This is a genomic window from Parasphingorhabdus marina DSM 22363, assembly GCF_900128895.1.
In the GTDB taxonomy this organism is placed as follows: Bacteria; Pseudomonadota; Alphaproteobacteria; order Sphingomonadales; family Sphingomonadaceae; genus Parasphingorhabdus; species Parasphingorhabdus marina.
Map to the genome: position 1 here is coordinate 1,037,169 of NZ_FSQW01000002.1, position 15,702 is coordinate 1,052,870.

Sequence of the window (15,702 nt, forward strand, 5' to 3'; positions counted from 1 at the left end):
AATGGCAAATACCAACAATGTAGGCCGCATTTCACAGGTTATCGGCGCCGTCGTCGACGTGACCTTTGACTCGGACATCCCGGCAATTCTCTCCGCTCTGGAAACCGACAATAACGGCAACCGGCTGGTGCTCGAAGTGGCACAGCATCTCGGCGAGAACACGGTCCGCACCATCGCCATGGACGCGACCGAAGGCCTGACCCGTGGTCAGGAAGTGACCGACACGGGTTCGCAGATCCAGATGCCTGTTGGCCCCGAAACGCTTGGCCGGATCATGAACGTCGTTGGCGAGCCCATCGACGAACGTGGCCCGATCGGCAACAAGTCGACCGCTCCAATTCACGCAGAAGCCCCGGCCTTCGTGGACCAGTCCACCGAATCCGAAATTCTGGTCACCGGCATCAAGGTCGTCGACCTGCTCGCACCTTATGCCAAGGGCGGTAAAATTGGCCTGTTCGGCGGCGCCGGCGTGGGCAAGACCGTGCTTATTCAGGAACTGATCAACAACATCGCAAAAGGCCATGGTGGTACATCCGTGTTTGCCGGTGTTGGTGAGCGGACCCGCGAAGGGAACGATCTCTATCACGAATTTCTCGACGCGGGCGTTATCGCCAAGGATGCCGACGGCAATCCCCAGTCCGAAGGTTCCAAAGTGGCTCTGGTCTTCGGCCAGATGAACGAACCTCCGGGAGCGCGTGCCCGTGTTGCCCTGTCAGGTCTGACCCAGGCGGAATATTTCCGGGATCAGGAAGGCCAGGACGTTCTGTTCTTCGTCGACAATATCTTCCGCTTCACCCAGGCCGGTTCGGAAGTGTCCGCCCTGCTCGGCCGTATTCCTTCGGCTGTGGGCTACCAGCCGACCCTGTCCACCGACATGGGTGCACTGCAGGAACGCATTACCTCGACCAACAAGGGGTCGATTACGTCGGTTCAGGCCATTTACGTGCCTGCCGATGACTTGACCGACCCGGCGCCGGCAACCAGCTTTGCCCACCTGGACGCGACCACCGTTTTGAACCGTGCGATTTCAGAGCTGGGCATCTACCCGGCGGTTGACCCGCTCGACTCCACCTCGCGTGTTCTCGAACCGCGCGTCGTTGGCCAGGAGCATTATGACACCGCCCGGGCCGTTCAGGAAACGCTGCAGAAATACAAGTCACTGCAGGACATCATCGCCATTCTCGGCATGGACGAGCTGTCGGAAGAAGACAAACTGGTCGTTGCCCGTGCCCGGAAGATCCAGAAATTCCTGTCACAGCCGTTCCACGTCGCCGAAGTCTTCACCGGCATCCCCGGCAAGTTCGTCGATCTGGAAGACACGATCAAATCGTTCAAGGCCGTTGTCGACGGCGAATATGATCACCTTCCCGAAAACGCCTTCTACATGGTCGGCGGCATCGAAGAAGCGATCGAAAAAGGCAAACAGCTGGCTGCAGAAGCGGCTTAATTCAAAGTCCCCTCCCGCCTGCGGGAGGGGTTAGGGGTGGGAATACACTCACCTTTATGTTGAACTTCGGGCCCCAGCAGGCCCACCCCCGGCCCCTCCCGTGAACGGGAGGGGGGAAGAGGCAAACAGATGGCAAATCTTCACTTTGAACTCGTCACACCTGAGAAACTCGTCCGGTCGGATGATGTATTCATGGTGGTTGTTCCCGGCACCGAAGGTGACTTTGGCGTTCTCGCCGATCATGCACCGGTCATGTCGACCATCCGTGATGCCGATCTGGTGATCTATGTCAGTGAAGGTGCGGCACCCGAAACCATCACCGTTCAGGGCGGCTTTGCTGAAGTGAATGAAGCCGGTCTGACCGTATTGGCCGAGGCCGTTTCCTAGGCTTCCAGAACCGTTTCCGCTTTTCTTTCGCTCCGCCACAGCAGCAAGCCGCTGGCGAGGATGAGCATTGCGCCCACTATGGCGATGGAATCCAGCGGATCATCAAATATATAGACACTGATCGCGCCTGAAATGATCAGCTGGATGTAGACCAGCGGGGCCACGGATGCCGCCGATGTCCGCATGGTCGCCATGAACAGCAGAAAATGGCAGCAGGTCGCGGTAAACGCGATCAAGGCGCATTTCAGGATGACTTCGAACGACGGCAGGCCCGATACCGTCATGGCCGGGACCAGAGCGTGGCCTGCTGCCGCCGCACCAATCAGAAACAGCGCGGTCCAGAATGACAGGTAGAATTGTGCCGCTGTGATCGAACGCTGGGATGACACCATGCGGTTGAGAATCAGCATCGCCGCCATCGCACAGGCGGAAATCAGCGGCAAAACCGCTACCCAGCCAAATTCCGCGATGTTGGGCCGCAGCATGATCAGAACCCCGCCAAAGGCAATGAAGGTGGCCACCCAGGTCGCCGGGCGCATTTTTTCCTTGAGGAACCAGCCGGACAGCAAGGCCGTGATGATCGGATTGACAAAGGCGATCGCCACGGCCTCTGCAAGCGGCATTACGTAAATGGCTGAAAAGAAGGTGATTGTGCCGGTCGCCAGGGCCAGCCCGCGGGCCGCATGCAGCCAGGGGCGGCGAATCCGGAAGCCTTGACGGCCTTCCCGGATAGCCAGAATGAGCGCCAAAGCGATGGCGCCAATGGTGAAGCGCAGCGCCGCCACGGCCGCGGCCGGCCAGTCGAGCGCCATTGACTTCACGATGGCGTCTCCGATCGGGAATCCCGAAAAGGCAATCAGGGCCAGTGTAATGCCGCTGCCCGCAGAGGCGGATTTTCGTGATGCTTCGGCGTTCAAGTCCGCTTCCAGTATTTTTGCACGTTATGTCGTCTGTTCGCAGGCTATTGCCCAGGAAACAACCGCCTTCTGAACCAGATAGCCAAATCGGCACCAAATCATTCGCCGGGGTTCATTATCCAAAGATTAACCATTTTCATGGAAAGAGGATGCGGGTCCAATTGTAATGCAACTATTTCCGGCGGAGAACCATGAGCGCATTTGGCAAGAAAAACGGTTTGGGTGGCGGTCGTCCATCCTTTGGTGTTGCAAAACCGATGTCTGGCGGATCCAAGCCCGCCCCAAAAGACGATAATGCTGCAGAAACGCCGGAAAACCAGGCAGGCGGAGAGCAGTTTCCTCCGATAGATTCGGTTCCGCTTCCCGGCGAAGACTCGCAAGGTGGAGCTGCTCCGGATCAAAGCGATGCCATGTCACGGCTGGCGGAACGCTCCAATCCGATTCCCGAGGAAGCCGACAAGGATGAAGGCTTTGGGGCATCTGTTCACAAGATCAAGGAACAGGTCCTTCCGCGACTGCTGGAACGGGTAGATCCCGAAGCGGCAGCCACGCTCAACAAGGAAGAGCTGACCGAAGAATTCCGCCCGATCATCATGGAAGTGCTGACCGAGCTCAAGCTGACCCTCAACCGCCGCGAGCAATTTGCGCTGGAAAAGGTTCTGGTCGACGAGCTGCTCGGCTTTGGTCCGCTGGAGGAATTGCTCCAGAATCCGGATATTTCCGATATCATGGTCAACGGTCCCGAGCAGACCTACATCGAAATCAAGGGCAAGCTCGAAATCGCACCGATTCAGTTCCGCGATGAAGAACATCTTTTCCAGATCGCCCAGCGTATCGTGAACCAGGTCGGCCGCCGCGTTGACCAGACCACGCCGCTGGCTGACGCCCGCCTCAAAGACGGTTCGCGTGTGAACGTCATCGTTCCGCCGCTGAGCCTCAAGGGTACCGCGATCTCCATTCGTAAATTCTCCGAGAAGCCGATCACGCTGGACATGATGAAGGGCTTTGGCTCGATGTCCGACAATATGTGTACGGCGCTCAAGATTGCCGGTGCCTGCCGGTTCAATGTGGTAATTTCCGGCGGTACGGGTTCGGGTAAAACGACCATGCTCAACGCCATGTCGAAAATGATCGACCCCGGCGAGCGCGTGCTCACCATCGAGGATGCCGCCGAGCTTCGTTTGCAGCAACCGCACTGGCTGCCGCTGGAAACCCGGCCACCGAACCTTGAAGGTGAAGGTGCCATCACCATTGGTGACCTTGTGAAGAACGCCCTGCGTATGCGCCCTGACCGGATCATTCTTGGTGAGATTCGTGGCGCAGAATGTTTCGACCTTCTCGCTGCAATGAACACCGGCCATGACGGCTCCATGTGTACGCTTCACGCCAACAGCCCGCGTGAGTGTCTCGGCCGTATGGAAAACATGATCCTGATGGGTGACATCAAGATCCCGAAGGAAGCCATTTCGCGGCAGATTGCGGAATCGGTGGATCTGATTGTCCAGGTGAAACGTCTGCGTGACGGTTCGCGTCGGACAACCAACATCACCGAAGTGATCGGGATGGAAGGCGATGTCATCGTGACCCAGGAACTGTTCAAATATCAGTATCTGGACGAGGATGCCGACGGCAAGATCATTGGTGACTATGTGTCTTCCGGCCTGCGCCCGTACACGCTGGAAAAAGCACGGCAATACGGGTTTGACCAGCCGCTCCTGGAAGCCTGCCTCTAAGGCCTAGCGCACCAGCGCCGAAGCGAGCTCCTCTCCCCGCCGGGAGAGCGAATAGTCTGTCACCGGCGGAAATCCGTCCAGCAAGCTGCGCTTTACCAGATCCTGTTCCTGTGCCGCTTTCATGCTGAGCGAAATGGCCCGCGGCGTCGCCGCGTCCAGTGTCCGGTTAATGGCGTTGAACCGGTGCACTCCGGATCCCAGAACATGGACGATTGGCAGGCTCCAGCGCTTCAACGCCCTGCTGTCACAATCGAGCCGCTCCTGCACCTGGTGCACGGCCAGTGCCCGCATGGCGACGGCCCTGCCCTCGTCCGTCAGCAGATATTCCGGCCGGAGCGGGTGGCCGTGACCCGGATTTTTCCGGACCCAGCCCATCGCCATGACATATTGCAGACTGCTCGACAGACTGTCGGCGGAAATCGCGAGACCCCGTGCCATCTCAGCAAACCGCGCACCGTTGCGATCGGCGAGGATCGCCAGCAACGGAACAATCCAGCGATACCGGGCCAGCGCGACAGTCGTGGCGAGATCATCATTTGACATATTTGATATGTAATATACATTTCTGACTATAAAGCAATTTCCGATTCGGCAATATGGGAGGAACCCGGGACATGTCTCTGAAATATCTCAACGAAATGACGTGCTCGATCGGCGTCAGCGATATGGATGCCGCGATCGACTGGTTTACCAGAGTGCTGGGTTTCGAGCTGCTGTACAAGCAAGACGATATTGCCTGGGCGGAAATGTCAACCGGGCTCAGCGCGGTCAATCTCGGGCTGGGTCAGGTCGAACAGGTGCCGCAGGGTGGCGGCGCAACCCCCGTTTGGGGAGTCGAGGATATCGCGGCATCCAGAGCGCATCTGGAGCAGCATGGCGTCAGGCTGGATGGCGATATCCAGCATATCCCGGGGCTGGTCAAACTGCTCACTTTCTATGATCCCGATGGCAATGCGATGATGCTGTTCGAGCATGATCGGTCATGATCGAACTGCTCCTCACCGCTCTGCTGGCCACCGCCACGGAACCGGCGACCAGCCAGGACCCGGCAGGCCAGCCAACGGATGAAATCCGCTGGTTGACAGGCCACTGGGCGGGGCCGGGAAAATTGTTCGGCAATCCGGTCCGGATGGAGCTCAAAATCTGTCCGGTAGCCGGCGAGCAGGGATTTGCGCTCGATTATGCGATCAGGGGCGAAGACCCGTCCAGTGTGTCCATTATCTTTGCCGGACATGCGCTGTACTGGCCGAATCAGGAGTCGGGCTGGTCAGGCCGCTGGGTGGGCAGCAACCGCGTCAATCACCAGCTTGATGCCCGTGTGGAGTCCCATGCGTTGGAGACCATATGGCGCAATGCCGAAGTGGAGACCGGTCGCACCAGCTATGCCCTCGATGCGACCGAAACGCTGGTTGTCACAGACTGGGTGAGGGAAGCAAAAGGAAACTTCCGGCAATTCGCATCGGGCCGGTACAAGCGATCCGGCGACTGCGCCTAGCCGGCCTCGATAAAGCCGAAGCCAAATGCCAGCGAAATTCCGAATGCCAGCAAGGACATGGCAGTGATCGTCGGCCAGGGCATGAAGCCGACCTTGTCGATATCCTTGCGATTATTGCGCCGGCGACTGGCAATTTCCGCGATCAGGGCAATGGTCGCCGAAATTCCCGCGACGATCATCCACAGAGGCGGCATGACAGCTCAGTTCTTGCCCAGCATGTTGATGATGCCGGAAAAGTCCATGCCGCCCTGCCCTTCGGCCTCGGCATATTGCTCATAAAGCGCCTGGGCCTTCGCACCCATCGGCACTTCGGCCCCCGCACTTTCCGCTGCTGCCATTGCCAGCCGCAAGTCCTTGAGCATCAGTGCTGCCGCGAAGCCGCCTTCATAACTATTGTCTGCGGGGCTCTGCGGTCCGACGCCAGGAACCGGGCAATAGCTGGTCATCGACCAGTTCTGACCCGAGGCCTTGGAGGATATGTCATAGAAATTCTGCAGATCGAGTCCCAGTTTCTCTGCCATTTTGAAGGTTTCGCAGGTCGCGATCATCGACGCACCGAGCAGCATGTTGTTGCAGATCTTGGCCGCCTGTCCGGCGCCATTGGCACCAGCATGGATCACCGCCTTGCCCATGTCGGACAGGATCGGTTCGGCGCGCTTGAAGCCCTCTTCGCTGCCGCCGACCATGAAGGTCAGCGTACCGCCATTGGCTGCCGCGATACCGCCCGAGACCGGGGCATCGACTGGCACCAGACCCTTGGCTTCGGCCATGGTCGCAACGTCACGCGCGCTGTCGACATCGATGGTCGAGCAATCGATCACCAGTGTCCCCGGATCGCCATTGATGACAACCTCATATTCGTAAACCTTGCGGACATGTTCGCCGGCCGGGAGCATGGTCACCACCGCTTCCATGTCATTCACCGCCGCCGCCGCTTCACTGGCCGGATGACAACCCGCTTCGCCAGCGCGAGCCAGGGCTTCCCCCGACAGGTCAAAAGCATGCACCTCATGCCCCGCCTTCGCCAGATTGGCCGCCATGCCGCCGCCCATATTGCCCAGTCCGATAAATCCGATTTTCATAATTCTCCCCTCCCGCTTGCGGGAGGGGCCGGGGGTGGGCCTGCTCCCTGATGTTTGAATCCGATTGGGTCGGGATTGCCCTCCCCTAACCCCTCCCGCCAGCGGGAGGGGAACAAGTGATCACCGCCCCTTCCAGTTACCTTCCCGCTTTTCGATAAACGCGGCCATGCCTTCGGCCTTGTCTTCGGTGGCGGTCAGGATCTGGAACAGGCGCCGCTCATGGAGCAGGCCCTGATCGAGCATCGTTTCGAAGGCCGCGTTGACCATTTCCTTGTTCACCTGGATCGCCATCGGCGGCATTGACGCGATCGTGCCCGCGGCCTTGACCGCTTCGTCGAGCAATGCATCATGCGGCACCACCCGCGCCACCAGACCCGAGCGTTCCGCTTCTTCGGCATCCATCATCCGCCCAGTCAGGCACATATCCATTGACTTGGACTTGCCCACTGCCCGGGTCAGGCGCTGAGAGCCGCCCATGCCGGGGGCGACACCAAGCTTGATCTCCGGCTGGCCGAATTTCGCCTTGTCGCTCGCGATGATGAAGTCCGCCATCATCGCCAGCTCACAGCCACCGCCCAGGGCAAAGCCATTGACCGCAGCGATCCAGGGCTTGCGGGTGGTCTTCACAATCTGGCTGGTCCATTTGGAAAAGAAATCCTCCAGATAGAAATCGGCCGCCGCTTTTTCATACATTTCCTTGATGTCCGCCCCGGCGGCAAAGGCCTTGTCTCCGGATCCGGTCAGCACCGCGCACAGCTGAGTCTCATCGGCTTCGAACGCGGCAAAGGCATCAATCAGTTCATCCAGCACCTCGCTGTTGAGCGCGTTCAGGCTTTTCGGGCGGTTCAGCGTGATGACGGTGACCTGCCCCTTTTTCTCGGACAAGATTGTTTCGTAGCTCATAGCGGTTTCCATTCCTCTTCTGCCGGTAGCGGCGCGAAAATTTTGTCAATCCATTCGCCGGTCACCGCTTCCGGTGTCGGCGGATCCCATTTAGGATCATTATCCTTGTCGACGATCAGCGCCCGGACACCCTCGAGAAAGTCATGCATCACCAGCACATGGTAGCCGATACGATATTCGTTGCGCATCTCATCGGCAAAGCTCTCCATTGCCGCGCCCTCTTTCAGCTGGCGCAGCGCCACCTTGCAGGTTTGCGGGCTCTTGGTGCCGAGCGTGTCGCGCTCTTTTGCCGCCCATTCGCTTTCATCGGCCTCCAGCGCGGCGAGAATTTCCTCATAGACATCCGAGGCGAAGAACCGGTCAATCTTGTCGAAATTCCCGGCAATCCGGGCTTCAGGCATGGCCGCCGACAGCTGCCCCAAAATGCCTTCAATGCGTCCGGGATTCTCGGCGATGCGTTCCTTCGCTTCTGCCAGGCTTTCGGCCGACAGATAGTGAGTCGCAAGGCCGGTTTCCTTGCACTCCGCCCCATCGAGACGCGCTCCGGTCAGTGCAAGAAACTGTCCCAGTCGTCCCGCCAGTCGCGACAGGTACCAGCCGCCGCCGACATCGGGGAACAGCCCAATCCCGGTTTCCGGCATGGCAAATCGGGTATTTTCAGTCGCCACGCGATATCTCGCCGGCTGCGAAATGCCGACACCGCCGCCCATGGTGATGCCATCCATGAATGCGACCACGGGTTTGGGGTATTCGAACAGCAGGTGGTTAAGCTGATATTCCTTGTAGAAAAATTCCCGGCCTTCCTTGCCGTCTTTCAGCCCGGAATTGCGCAGCATGGCGATATCCCCGCCAGCACAAAATCCGCGCCCTTCGCTGTGATCGATCATCACCGCTTCGACGCTGTCATCCTCGCGCCATTCGAGTAACGCTTCTGTCATGGCAAGGCACATGTCGAGATTGAGCGAATGGATCACCTTGGGCCGGTTCAGGCTGATATGCCCGACCCGACCGGTTTTCCTGATGATGAGATCGTCGGTCATTTGAGTCCTTTTACTGCCGCAGCATTTCGCGGGACACGATCATCCGCATGACCTGGTTGGTGCCTTCCAGAATCGAATGCACCCGCAGATCGCGCCAGAATCGCTCGATCGGATAATCCTGCAAATATCCATAGCCGCCAAAGAGTTGCAGCGCATCGTTGACAATTTTTGATCCGTTATCCGTAGCCAGCCGTTTGGCCATGGCCGCAAACTTTGTCTTGTCGGGCGCGCCTTCGGTCACCTTGGCAGCCGCCATGTACAGCAGCGCCCGCGCCGACTCCAGATCGGTCGCCATGTCCGCCAGCATGAACTGGGTATTCTGGAAATCGGCGATCGCCTTGCCGAACTGTTTGCGTTCTTTCGTATAACTGACCGCCTCATCGAGACACCGTTGCGCGCCGCCCAGTGAACAGGCGCCGATATTGAGCCGGCCACCGTCGAGCCCGGCCATCGCAATGCGAAAGCCCTCGCCTTCGCCGCCCACCCGGTTTTCCACCGGCACACGCACGCCATCAAAATTGACTTGCGCCGTAGGTTGCGAATGCCAGCCCAGTTTCTTTTCGTTGGCGCCGAAAGACACCCCTTCCATGTCGCTGTCTATCACCAGACATGTCACGCCGCGCGCGCCGTCATCGCTGGTGCGGGTCATGGTAACCATCACTTCATTGGCACCGCCACCCGAGATGAACTGCTTGGAACCCGTCACGACATAATGATCGCCGTCCAGAACCGCCTTGGTCTTCAGCGAAGCCGCATCGGATCCTGCCCCCGCCTCGGTGAGGCAATAGCTGGAGATTTTTTCCATCGGCACCAGGTCGGGCAGATATTTATCCTTCACCGTCTGCGAACCAAAAGTATCGATCATCCAGGCGGCCATATTGTGGATCGAGATGAACGCGCTGGTCGAAGGACAGCCATAGGCCATGGCTTCCATGATGATCGCGCTTTCCAGACGCCCGAGGCCGATTCCACCCGATTCCTCGCTGACATAAATGCCGCCAAAACCGAGCTCCGCCGCCTTCTGGATGGTGTCGCGGGGAAAAATATATTCCGCGTCCCATTTGGCGGCATGGGGCGTGATTTCATCTGCCGTGAATTTCTGCGCCATATCCTGGATGGCAATCTGGTCGTCGGTGAGCGCGAACTGATTCATGGCGTGGAGAATCTTCTTGAAAACAGGTTGAAACGAGCGGCCTGCTTACTCCCGCAATACCCGCTCCGCAAATAGCTTTTTTGCTACTTTTTGATCATTGCGCATATACCAGCGGTTGCCCACGCCACGTTCCGCCGCAAGCATCTGTGTCCGCGTCCCGTCGGCCATTTCGACATCCGGGATCATCGAAACCATCGGATCGGCATAAGCCTCGTCGGCGGTGACAATGGTCCATCCATCCTCTTTCAGCGCGATCGCCAGATCATCGACGAACATCGCGGCGAGATCGGTCTCGTGGAGCAAGATCATCTGCACCGGTGCCCGGCCAAGCGTCCGCCGGGCCAGATCATCCGAGAAATTGGCGGATTCAAGATAGGATTCAACAAACAGATCGCGCAGGGCGTTCCAGTCCATGATCTTGCCCTGTTTCGCCGCAGCCAGTGCAAGATTTTCCATATACCAGTCCGAGGCGTCGACGGTTACATAACCGTTGAGCAGACCCCGTTTCTGCAGCCCCGCCCGCACCGCATCGCGCTTGGTCCTGTTGGTGCCGCCCTCGTCGAGATAGGGAAAGCGAAACCAGGGTCGCAAATTGGGCTTGCCGTCCAGCCAGACCTGCGCCGCATCGATATCTGCCAGAAATCTGCCTGCCGAAACAGCCGACAGTTTCGAGTGATCGGCGGTGTGATTGGCCAGGACATGACCGGCTGCGGCATACCTAAGCACGGTGTCAGCATCGCCGTCGCTCTCGGTTATGCGCCCCGGATTGACGAAAAAAGCAGCCTGCTCAATCCCGCCATGCCGCAACGCTTCCAGCAGCAGTCCCGGACGTTCACCATCCCGCAAAAACGCCCCCGGATCGCGCGGGACATCGTCGAAACTGAACGCGATACGTTTATCGGATGATGTGGTGGTTTCGGGTACCGCAACAGGACCGGATTCGGCCCGAGACGGCGTTTCCAGCCGGAGCGAGGTCGCCAGCACAAACACCAGCGCGCCCAGCAGCGCCAGCAAGGCAAAGCTGCGGGGAGACAGCCCGATCACTGGTCGCTCTGGTTCGTGGAAATTTCGCAGAACATTCCGTCCAATCTGCCCTCACTTGCTGACAAGCAACAGCTTGTTTCAAGCAATGGCCAGTTTTACCACGGTTTTTCGCGACTTGTCCTGAATCGAGACTGGACGAGACAGGGACGCGTTCTTTCAATCACCCCATGGTCGGAATGACAAACGCATCCTTGTTGCCACCATCTGCGGTGCCGTCGGGCCAGCGCTGCGTGATCGTCTTGACCTTGGTCCAGAATTTCACGCCTTCCATGCCATGCTGGTTGGTGTCGCCAAAGGCCGAGCGCTTCCAGCCGCCGAAACTGTGATAGGCGACCGGCACGGGGATCGGTACATTGATCCCGACCATGCCGACATTGACCCGGCTCGCAAATTCCCGCGCCGCATGGCCGTTGCGGGTAAAGATCGCGACGCCATTGCCATATTGATGCTGGCTCGGCAGCGACAGGGCTTCCTCGAAATTCTGCGCCCGGACGATCTGAAGCACCGGCCCGAAAATCTCTTCCTTGTAGCTTTCCATGTCGGTGGTGACCTTGTCGAACAGGCTGGGCCCTATAAAACAGCCGTCTTCGTGCCCCTGCAGCGAGAAACCGCGGCCGTCGACGACCAGTTCGGCGCCTTCGTCGACACCTTTCTGGATCCAGCCTTCGACGCGTTCCTTGTGCGCCGGGTTCACAACCGGACCGTAATGCGCTTCCTCATCGGTAGACACACCCACCCGCAATGCTTCGATTGCCGGGATCATCTTTTCACGCAACCGATCGGCGGTGTCCTCTCCCACCGGCACAACTACCGGCAAGGCCATGCAGCGTTCGCCTGCGGAACCAAAAGCCGCGCCGGACAGGTCGTTCACCACCTGGTCCATGTCCGCGTCTGGCAGAACAATACCATGGTTTTTCGCGCCGCCCATGGCCTGGACACGTTTGCCCGCCGCAACGCCGCGCTGATAGACATAATGCGCGATATCGGAAGAGCCGACGAAGCTGATTCCGCCAATTGCCGGATGGTCGAGAATCGCATCGACCATTTCCTTGTCGCCGTGCAGACATTGCAAAATGCCTTCGGGCAGACCCGCTTCCAGCATCAGCTCGACAAGACGGACGGGAACCGATGGATCGCGCTCCGACGGTTTCAGGATGAAGGCATTGCCCGTCGCGATCGCCGGACCGAACATCCACATCGGGATCATTGCCGGGAAATTGAACGGGGTGATCCCTGCACCAATGCCAATCGGCTGACGCATGGAATAGACGTCGATACCGGGACCCGCGCCCTGGGTATATTCACCCTTCAGCACATGCGGAATGCCGCAGCAGAATTCGATCACCTCCAGGCCGCGCTGCACGTCGCCCTTGGAGTCGGCAATCACCTTGCCATGCTCGCGGCTGAGCAGTTCCGCCAGCTCGTCCATATGGGCTTCGACCAGTTCCTTGAACCGGAACATGACGCGCGCGCGCTTCTGCGGATTGGTCGCCGCCCATGCGGGTTGTGCGGCCAGTGCGGCATCCACAGCCGTTTGCAGGACATCGGCATCACCGAGATCGACCTTGCCCTGAATTCCGCCATTATTGGGATCGAAAATATCGCTTTGACGTCCGCCGCCGGCCGAAGCGCCTTCTGCCAGGACATGAGTTACGGTGCGCATTGTGAGACTCCTGATTGCTTTTGCGGGCTATATGCTATTTACCGCGGCAATGCACAACTCCCGTGACCCTATCTTTATTGGCAATCCGGCATGAGCAGTACCGAAGCCGCGGTCGCGGCGCCGCCGGTGCAGGGACAGGACCGGCCGCTTGCCGGAATCATCACCCGGCTTGCTGCAATGCTGTCGCTGGCGATCATGTTTGCCTTCGTCAAACTGGCGGGCGAGCAGGGTGTCCATGTCACGGAAAGCCTGTTTTACCGGCAGCTGACAGCGATGCCGCTGATCTGCTTTCTGATCTGGCGAAGCGAGGCGGGCTGGCCTGCGGTCAGGTCCGACAAGCACAGGTTGCATCTGCTGCGATCCTTTCTCGGCATTTTTGCGATGGGTCTGAATTTCTGGGCAATGACTCTTTTACCGCTGGCGGACGCCACGACGATCAGCTTCACCGTACCGATCTTTGCCACTCTGTTCGCAGCCCTGATTCTGCGCGAGAAAGTGGGTATTCGGCGCTGGTCAGCCATCCTTATCGGCTTTGTCGGGGTGCTGATCGTGATCCAGCCGGGCGGCAGCCTGATCCCCGCTTTCGGCGCTGCAGTGGCTCTCGCCGGCGCCTTGGTCACAGCTTCGGTGACGCTCGTCATCCGCATGCTCGGCCGGACCGAGACCAGCATCGTCACGATATTCTGGTTTTCCGTCTACACATTACCAGGCCTCGCCGTCTGCGCTTGGATCTATGGCGGCGGGCATGATGCAAAGACCTGGATCTATCTGCTGGGGGTCGGCATATTTGGGGCTCTGGGCCAGCTGACGATCACCCAGTCGCTGCGATTTGCACCAGTATCGACGATCATGCCGATGGACTATAGCGCACTGCTCTGGGCAACGATCATCGGGATCATGGTGTTCGGCCAATGGCCGGGACTGTCGATCTGGCTCGGTGCACCGGTGATTATCGGCTCCGGCCTGTTCATCGCCTGGCGCGAGCATGTTCGCGCGGCCAAGGCCACCCGATAGCGGGAGCGTCAGAGAAATCGCCAAGCTTGCTCCTTGGCAAGCCGCGACAAAACGCATAGCATCCTCAAAAAAAGGGAGGATTGCATGCGTTTCATCAGCAGGCTTTGGGTTATGGTCGTTCTGGCAATGGGCGGTGCACCGGCACTGGCGGAAGAGACCAAGGGACCCCTCCCTTATGCCGAAGTGACGATTTACGAGGCCGCGAAAATCATCACCATGGAACCGGGTTATCCGGAAGCCCGCTTCGTTGCCACCGCCGATGGTCTGATCCTCGGTCTCGCACAGGAACTGGATGAACTGGACGCCTGGACTCGAGGTCGGGCCGTCACGGTCAACCGGGAGTTTGTTGATCATGTTCTGATGCCCGGATTTGTCGAACCGCATATCCACCCGATGCAGACAATCATGATGCTGCCCATTCCTTTCATCAGCCCGGAAAGCTGGGAATTGCCGGGCAAAAGCTATCCGGCCATTCGCGGCAAGGAAGCCTATGAAAAGCGCCTGCGAGAAGTGCTCGCCGAAAGCGATGACAAGCTGTTTATCACCTGGGGCCACCACAAACTGTTCCATGGTGACATGGACAAGGCGGAATTGGACCGGATAGCGCCCGATCGGCCGGTCGTGATCTGGCAGCGCAGTTTTCACGAAATCATCGTCAACACCCCGGCCCTGGACCTGCTGGGCATTGGCACGGAAGCCGAATTTGTCGCCGAGTTCAACAAGCCGGGGATCGATCCGACTCACGCCGATTTTGCCAGCGGGGTCATTCACGAAACCGCTCTGTTCAATGGGGTCGAGAAGCTGCAACCCTATCTGTTTTCTGCGGAAAAAACACAACAGGGCCTGGCCGAAATGCGGCAGATGATGCTGGAAAATGGTGTGACCACCAGCGCCGATCTGGCATTTGGCGGGTTCGGCGGTCCGGAAGCGGAATCGCGGCTGTTCAAGAGCCTGTATGATCAGCCCACGACGCCCTCTCGTATCCTCGCCATCCCGGTCGCACCGCTGGTGACAGGTGATCCAAATGTCTGGCTGAAAGACATGAAAGCGAAATATGACAGCGCGAAATTCTTTTTCTCCAATCGCGTCAAGCTGTTCGCCGACGGGGCCTTTTTTGCACAATATATGCAGATGAACCCGCCGGGATACAGCGATGGCCATGAAGGCAAATGGCTCACCGAACCGGACGAATTGCTGAAACAGACCGAACGTTTCTGGGATGCCGGCTGGAACCTCCACACGCATGTCAATGGCGACAAGGGTCTGGATGTGGTCTTGGGAATCACGGAACAACTGACGCCGCGCAACGGGCAGGATATCGTCATGGAACATCTCGGCTATTCGACCGAGGCCCAGAACCGACGGATTGGACAGCTCGGGCTCTTCGTTTCTGCCCAGCCCAACTATATCCGGATATTGGGGGATGCTTACGCAAAAACCGGACTGGGTCCGGATCGCGCGGCACAGATGAGCCGGCTGGGTTCGCTCGAACGCAAAAATGTGCCACTCGGCCTGCACAGCGACTTCAACATGGCGCCGATCAACCCGCTCTATCTCGCCTGGGTGGCCAGCAACCGGATCTCGCTCGACGGCAATGTCAAAGCCCCGAAAGAACGCCTGTCGCTCGACAAGGCCCTGCGCGCGATCACCATTGAGGCGGCGCAGGTGATCGGGATGGATGATCAGGTCGGATCCATCGCGACGGGCAAGAAAGCCGATTTCACAGTGCTCGACCGCAATCCCCATGATGCCGGCGCGGCCGGGTTACGCAATATCCGGGTCCAGGGCGTGATATTCGAAGGCCGCTGGTTCCCCGCGCAATAG

The 15,702-nt window shown here is 58.8% G+C and carries 16 protein-coding genes; 7 read left to right on the plus strand and 9 right to left on the minus strand.

From position 1 onward, the window contains the following. Position 1: 1 nt before the first annotated feature. Both atpD and BUQ90_RS14715 read left to right on the plus strand, forming a co-directional pair. On the plus strand, positions 2-1,447 hold the full coding sequence (gene atpD / locus BUQ90_RS14710) for a F0F1 ATP synthase subunit beta (RefSeq protein ID WP_074205880.1): 1,446 nt from the start codon (positions 2-4) through the stop codon (positions 1,445-1,447). Between the two features lie 129 nt (positions 1,448-1,576). Further along, positions 1,577-1,834 carry an ATP synthase F1 subunit epsilon gene (locus BUQ90_RS14715; RefSeq protein WP_074205881.1) on the plus strand — a complete coding sequence of 86 codons (258 nt, stop codon included), beginning with the start codon at positions 1,577-1,579 and terminating at the stop codon, positions 1,832-1,834. Here the strand turns inward: BUQ90_RS14715 and BUQ90_RS14720 are convergent. Beyond that, a complete protein-coding gene (locus BUQ90_RS14720) occupies positions 1,831-2,751 on the minus strand; it encodes a DMT family transporter (RefSeq protein WP_074205882.1) in 921 nt (306 codons plus the stop codon). The two genes, BUQ90_RS14715 and BUQ90_RS14720, sit on opposite strands and share 4 nt — an antisense overlap. A 191-nt stretch (positions 2,752-2,942) precedes the next feature. Between BUQ90_RS14720 and BUQ90_RS14725 the strand changes: the two genes are divergently transcribed. After that, entirely contained in the window at positions 2,943-4,484 is a 1,542-nt protein-coding gene (locus BUQ90_RS14725) for a TadA family conjugal transfer-associated ATPase (protein WP_074205883.1), read from the plus strand. 3 nt (positions 4,485-4,487) lie between these two features. On the opposite strand, the gene BUQ90_RS14730 is transcribed toward BUQ90_RS14725, so the two are convergent. Next, positions 4,488-5,027 carry a winged helix-turn-helix transcriptional regulator gene (locus BUQ90_RS14730; protein WP_074205884.1) on the minus strand — a complete coding sequence of 180 codons (540 nt, stop codon included), beginning with the start codon at positions 5,025-5,027 and terminating at the stop codon, positions 4,488-4,490. Between the two features lie 71 nt (positions 5,028-5,098). Here BUQ90_RS14730 and BUQ90_RS14735 point away from each other — a divergent pair, with 71 nt between their 5' ends. Then, positions 5,099-5,470: a VOC family protein gene (locus BUQ90_RS14735; RefSeq protein ID WP_074205885.1), complete on the plus strand. Its 372-nt coding sequence runs from the start codon at positions 5,099-5,101 to the stop codon at positions 5,468-5,470. Beyond that, on the plus strand, positions 5,467-5,979 hold the full coding sequence (locus tag BUQ90_RS14740; protein WP_074205886.1) for a hypothetical protein: 513 nt from the start codon (positions 5,467-5,469) through the stop codon (positions 5,977-5,979). The genes BUQ90_RS14735 and BUQ90_RS14740 overlap by 4 nt, the downstream gene beginning before the upstream one ends. Here the strand turns inward: BUQ90_RS14740 and BUQ90_RS14745 are convergent. The 7 genes from BUQ90_RS14745 to BUQ90_RS14775 form a co-directional block, all read right to left on the minus strand. Continuing rightward, complete coding sequence (locus BUQ90_RS14745; protein WP_074205887.1) at positions 5,976-6,173, minus strand: hypothetical protein; 198 nt, start codon at positions 6,171-6,173, stop codon at positions 5,976-5,978. The genes BUQ90_RS14740 and BUQ90_RS14745 overlap by 4 nt on opposite strands. 6 nt (positions 6,174-6,179) lie before the next feature. Further along, on the minus strand, positions 6,180-7,061 hold the full coding sequence (mmsB, locus tag BUQ90_RS14750) for a 3-hydroxyisobutyrate dehydrogenase (RefSeq protein ID WP_204244801.1): 882 nt from the start codon (positions 7,059-7,061) through the stop codon (positions 6,180-6,182). 120 nt (positions 7,062-7,181) lie between these two features. After that, positions 7,182-7,964, minus strand: coding sequence for an enoyl-CoA hydratase-related protein (locus tag BUQ90_RS14755; protein WP_074205889.1), 783 nt, complete (start codon positions 7,962-7,964; stop codon positions 7,182-7,184). After that, the gene (locus BUQ90_RS14760; RefSeq protein WP_074205890.1) at positions 7,961-9,004 is read right to left on the minus strand and encodes an enoyl-CoA hydratase/isomerase family protein; all 1,044 of its coding nucleotides are present in this window, start codon (positions 9,002-9,004) and stop codon (positions 7,961-7,963) included. The genes BUQ90_RS14755 and BUQ90_RS14760 overlap by 4 nt, the downstream gene beginning before the upstream one ends. Positions 9,005-9,014: 10 nt before the next feature. Continuing rightward, entirely contained in the window at positions 9,015-10,157 is a 1,143-nt protein-coding gene (locus BUQ90_RS14765; RefSeq protein ID WP_074205891.1) for an acyl-CoA dehydrogenase family protein, read from the minus strand. Between the two features lie 45 nt (positions 10,158-10,202). After that, positions 10,203-11,201, minus strand: a complete 999-nt coding sequence (locus BUQ90_RS14770) for a polysaccharide deacetylase family protein (RefSeq protein ID WP_239447445.1) — start codon at positions 11,199-11,201, stop codon at positions 10,203-10,205. Between the two features lie 160 nt (positions 11,202-11,361). Continuing rightward, positions 11,362-12,864, minus strand: coding sequence for a CoA-acylating methylmalonate-semialdehyde dehydrogenase (locus BUQ90_RS14775; protein WP_074205892.1), 1,503 nt, complete (start codon positions 12,862-12,864; stop codon positions 11,362-11,364). Positions 12,865-12,954: 90 nt separating this feature from the next. On the opposite strand from BUQ90_RS14775, the gene BUQ90_RS14780 reads away from it, so the two are divergent. After that, positions 12,955-13,878, plus strand: coding sequence for a DMT family transporter (locus tag BUQ90_RS14780; RefSeq protein WP_074205893.1), 924 nt, complete (start codon positions 12,955-12,957; stop codon positions 13,876-13,878). An 84-nt stretch (positions 13,879-13,962) separates the two neighbouring features. Then, positions 13,963-15,702, plus strand: a complete 1,740-nt coding sequence (locus BUQ90_RS14785; protein WP_084192724.1) for an amidohydrolase — start codon at positions 13,963-13,965, stop codon at positions 15,700-15,702.

Bases quoted from the DNA above. Each gene is read 5' to 3' on its own strand.
- BUQ90_RS14755 (WP_074205889.1), bottom strand. From the start codon at position 7,964: ATGAGCTACGAAACAATCTTGTCCGAGAAAAAGGGGCAGGTCACCGTC.
- BUQ90_RS14775 (WP_074205892.1), bottom strand. From the start codon at position 12,864: ATGCGCACCGTAACTCATGTCCTGGCAGAAGGCGCTTCGGCCGGCGGC.
- BUQ90_RS14760 (WP_074205890.1), bottom strand. From the start codon at position 9,004: ATGACCGACGATCTCATCATCAGGAAAACCGGTCGGGTCGGGCATATC.
- mmsB (WP_204244801.1), bottom strand. From the start codon at position 7,061: ATGAAAATCGGATTTATCGGACTGGGCAATATGGGCGGCGGCATGGCG.
- BUQ90_RS14780 (WP_074205893.1), top strand. From the start codon at position 12,955: ATGAGCAGTACCGAAGCCGCGGTCGCGGCGCCGCCGGTGCAGGGACAG.
- BUQ90_RS14785 (WP_084192724.1), top strand. From the start codon at position 13,963: ATGCGTTTCATCAGCAGGCTTTGGGTTATGGTCGTTCTGGCAATGGGC.
- BUQ90_RS14765 (WP_074205891.1), bottom strand. From the start codon at position 10,157: ATGAATCAGTTCGCGCTCACCGACGACCAGATTGCCATCCAGGATATG.
- atpD (WP_074205880.1), top strand. From the start codon at position 2: ATGGCAAATACCAACAATGTAGGCCGCATTTCACAGGTTATCGGCGCC.
- BUQ90_RS14745 (WP_074205887.1), bottom strand. From the start codon at position 6,173: ATGCCGCCTCTGTGGATGATCGTCGCGGGAATTTCGGCGACCATTGCC.
- BUQ90_RS14740 (WP_074205886.1), top strand. From the start codon at position 5,467: ATGATCGAACTGCTCCTCACCGCTCTGCTGGCCACCGCCACGGAACCG.
- BUQ90_RS14725 (WP_074205883.1), top strand. From the start codon at position 2,943: ATGAGCGCATTTGGCAAGAAAAACGGTTTGGGTGGCGGTCGTCCATCC.
- BUQ90_RS14730 (WP_074205884.1), bottom strand. From the start codon at position 5,027: ATGTCAAATGATGATCTCGCCACGACTGTCGCGCTGGCCCGGTATCGC.
- BUQ90_RS14735 (WP_074205885.1), top strand. From the start codon at position 5,099: ATGTCTCTGAAATATCTCAACGAAATGACGTGCTCGATCGGCGTCAGC.
- BUQ90_RS14715 (WP_074205881.1), top strand. From the start codon at position 1,577: ATGGCAAATCTTCACTTTGAACTCGTCACACCTGAGAAACTCGTCCGG.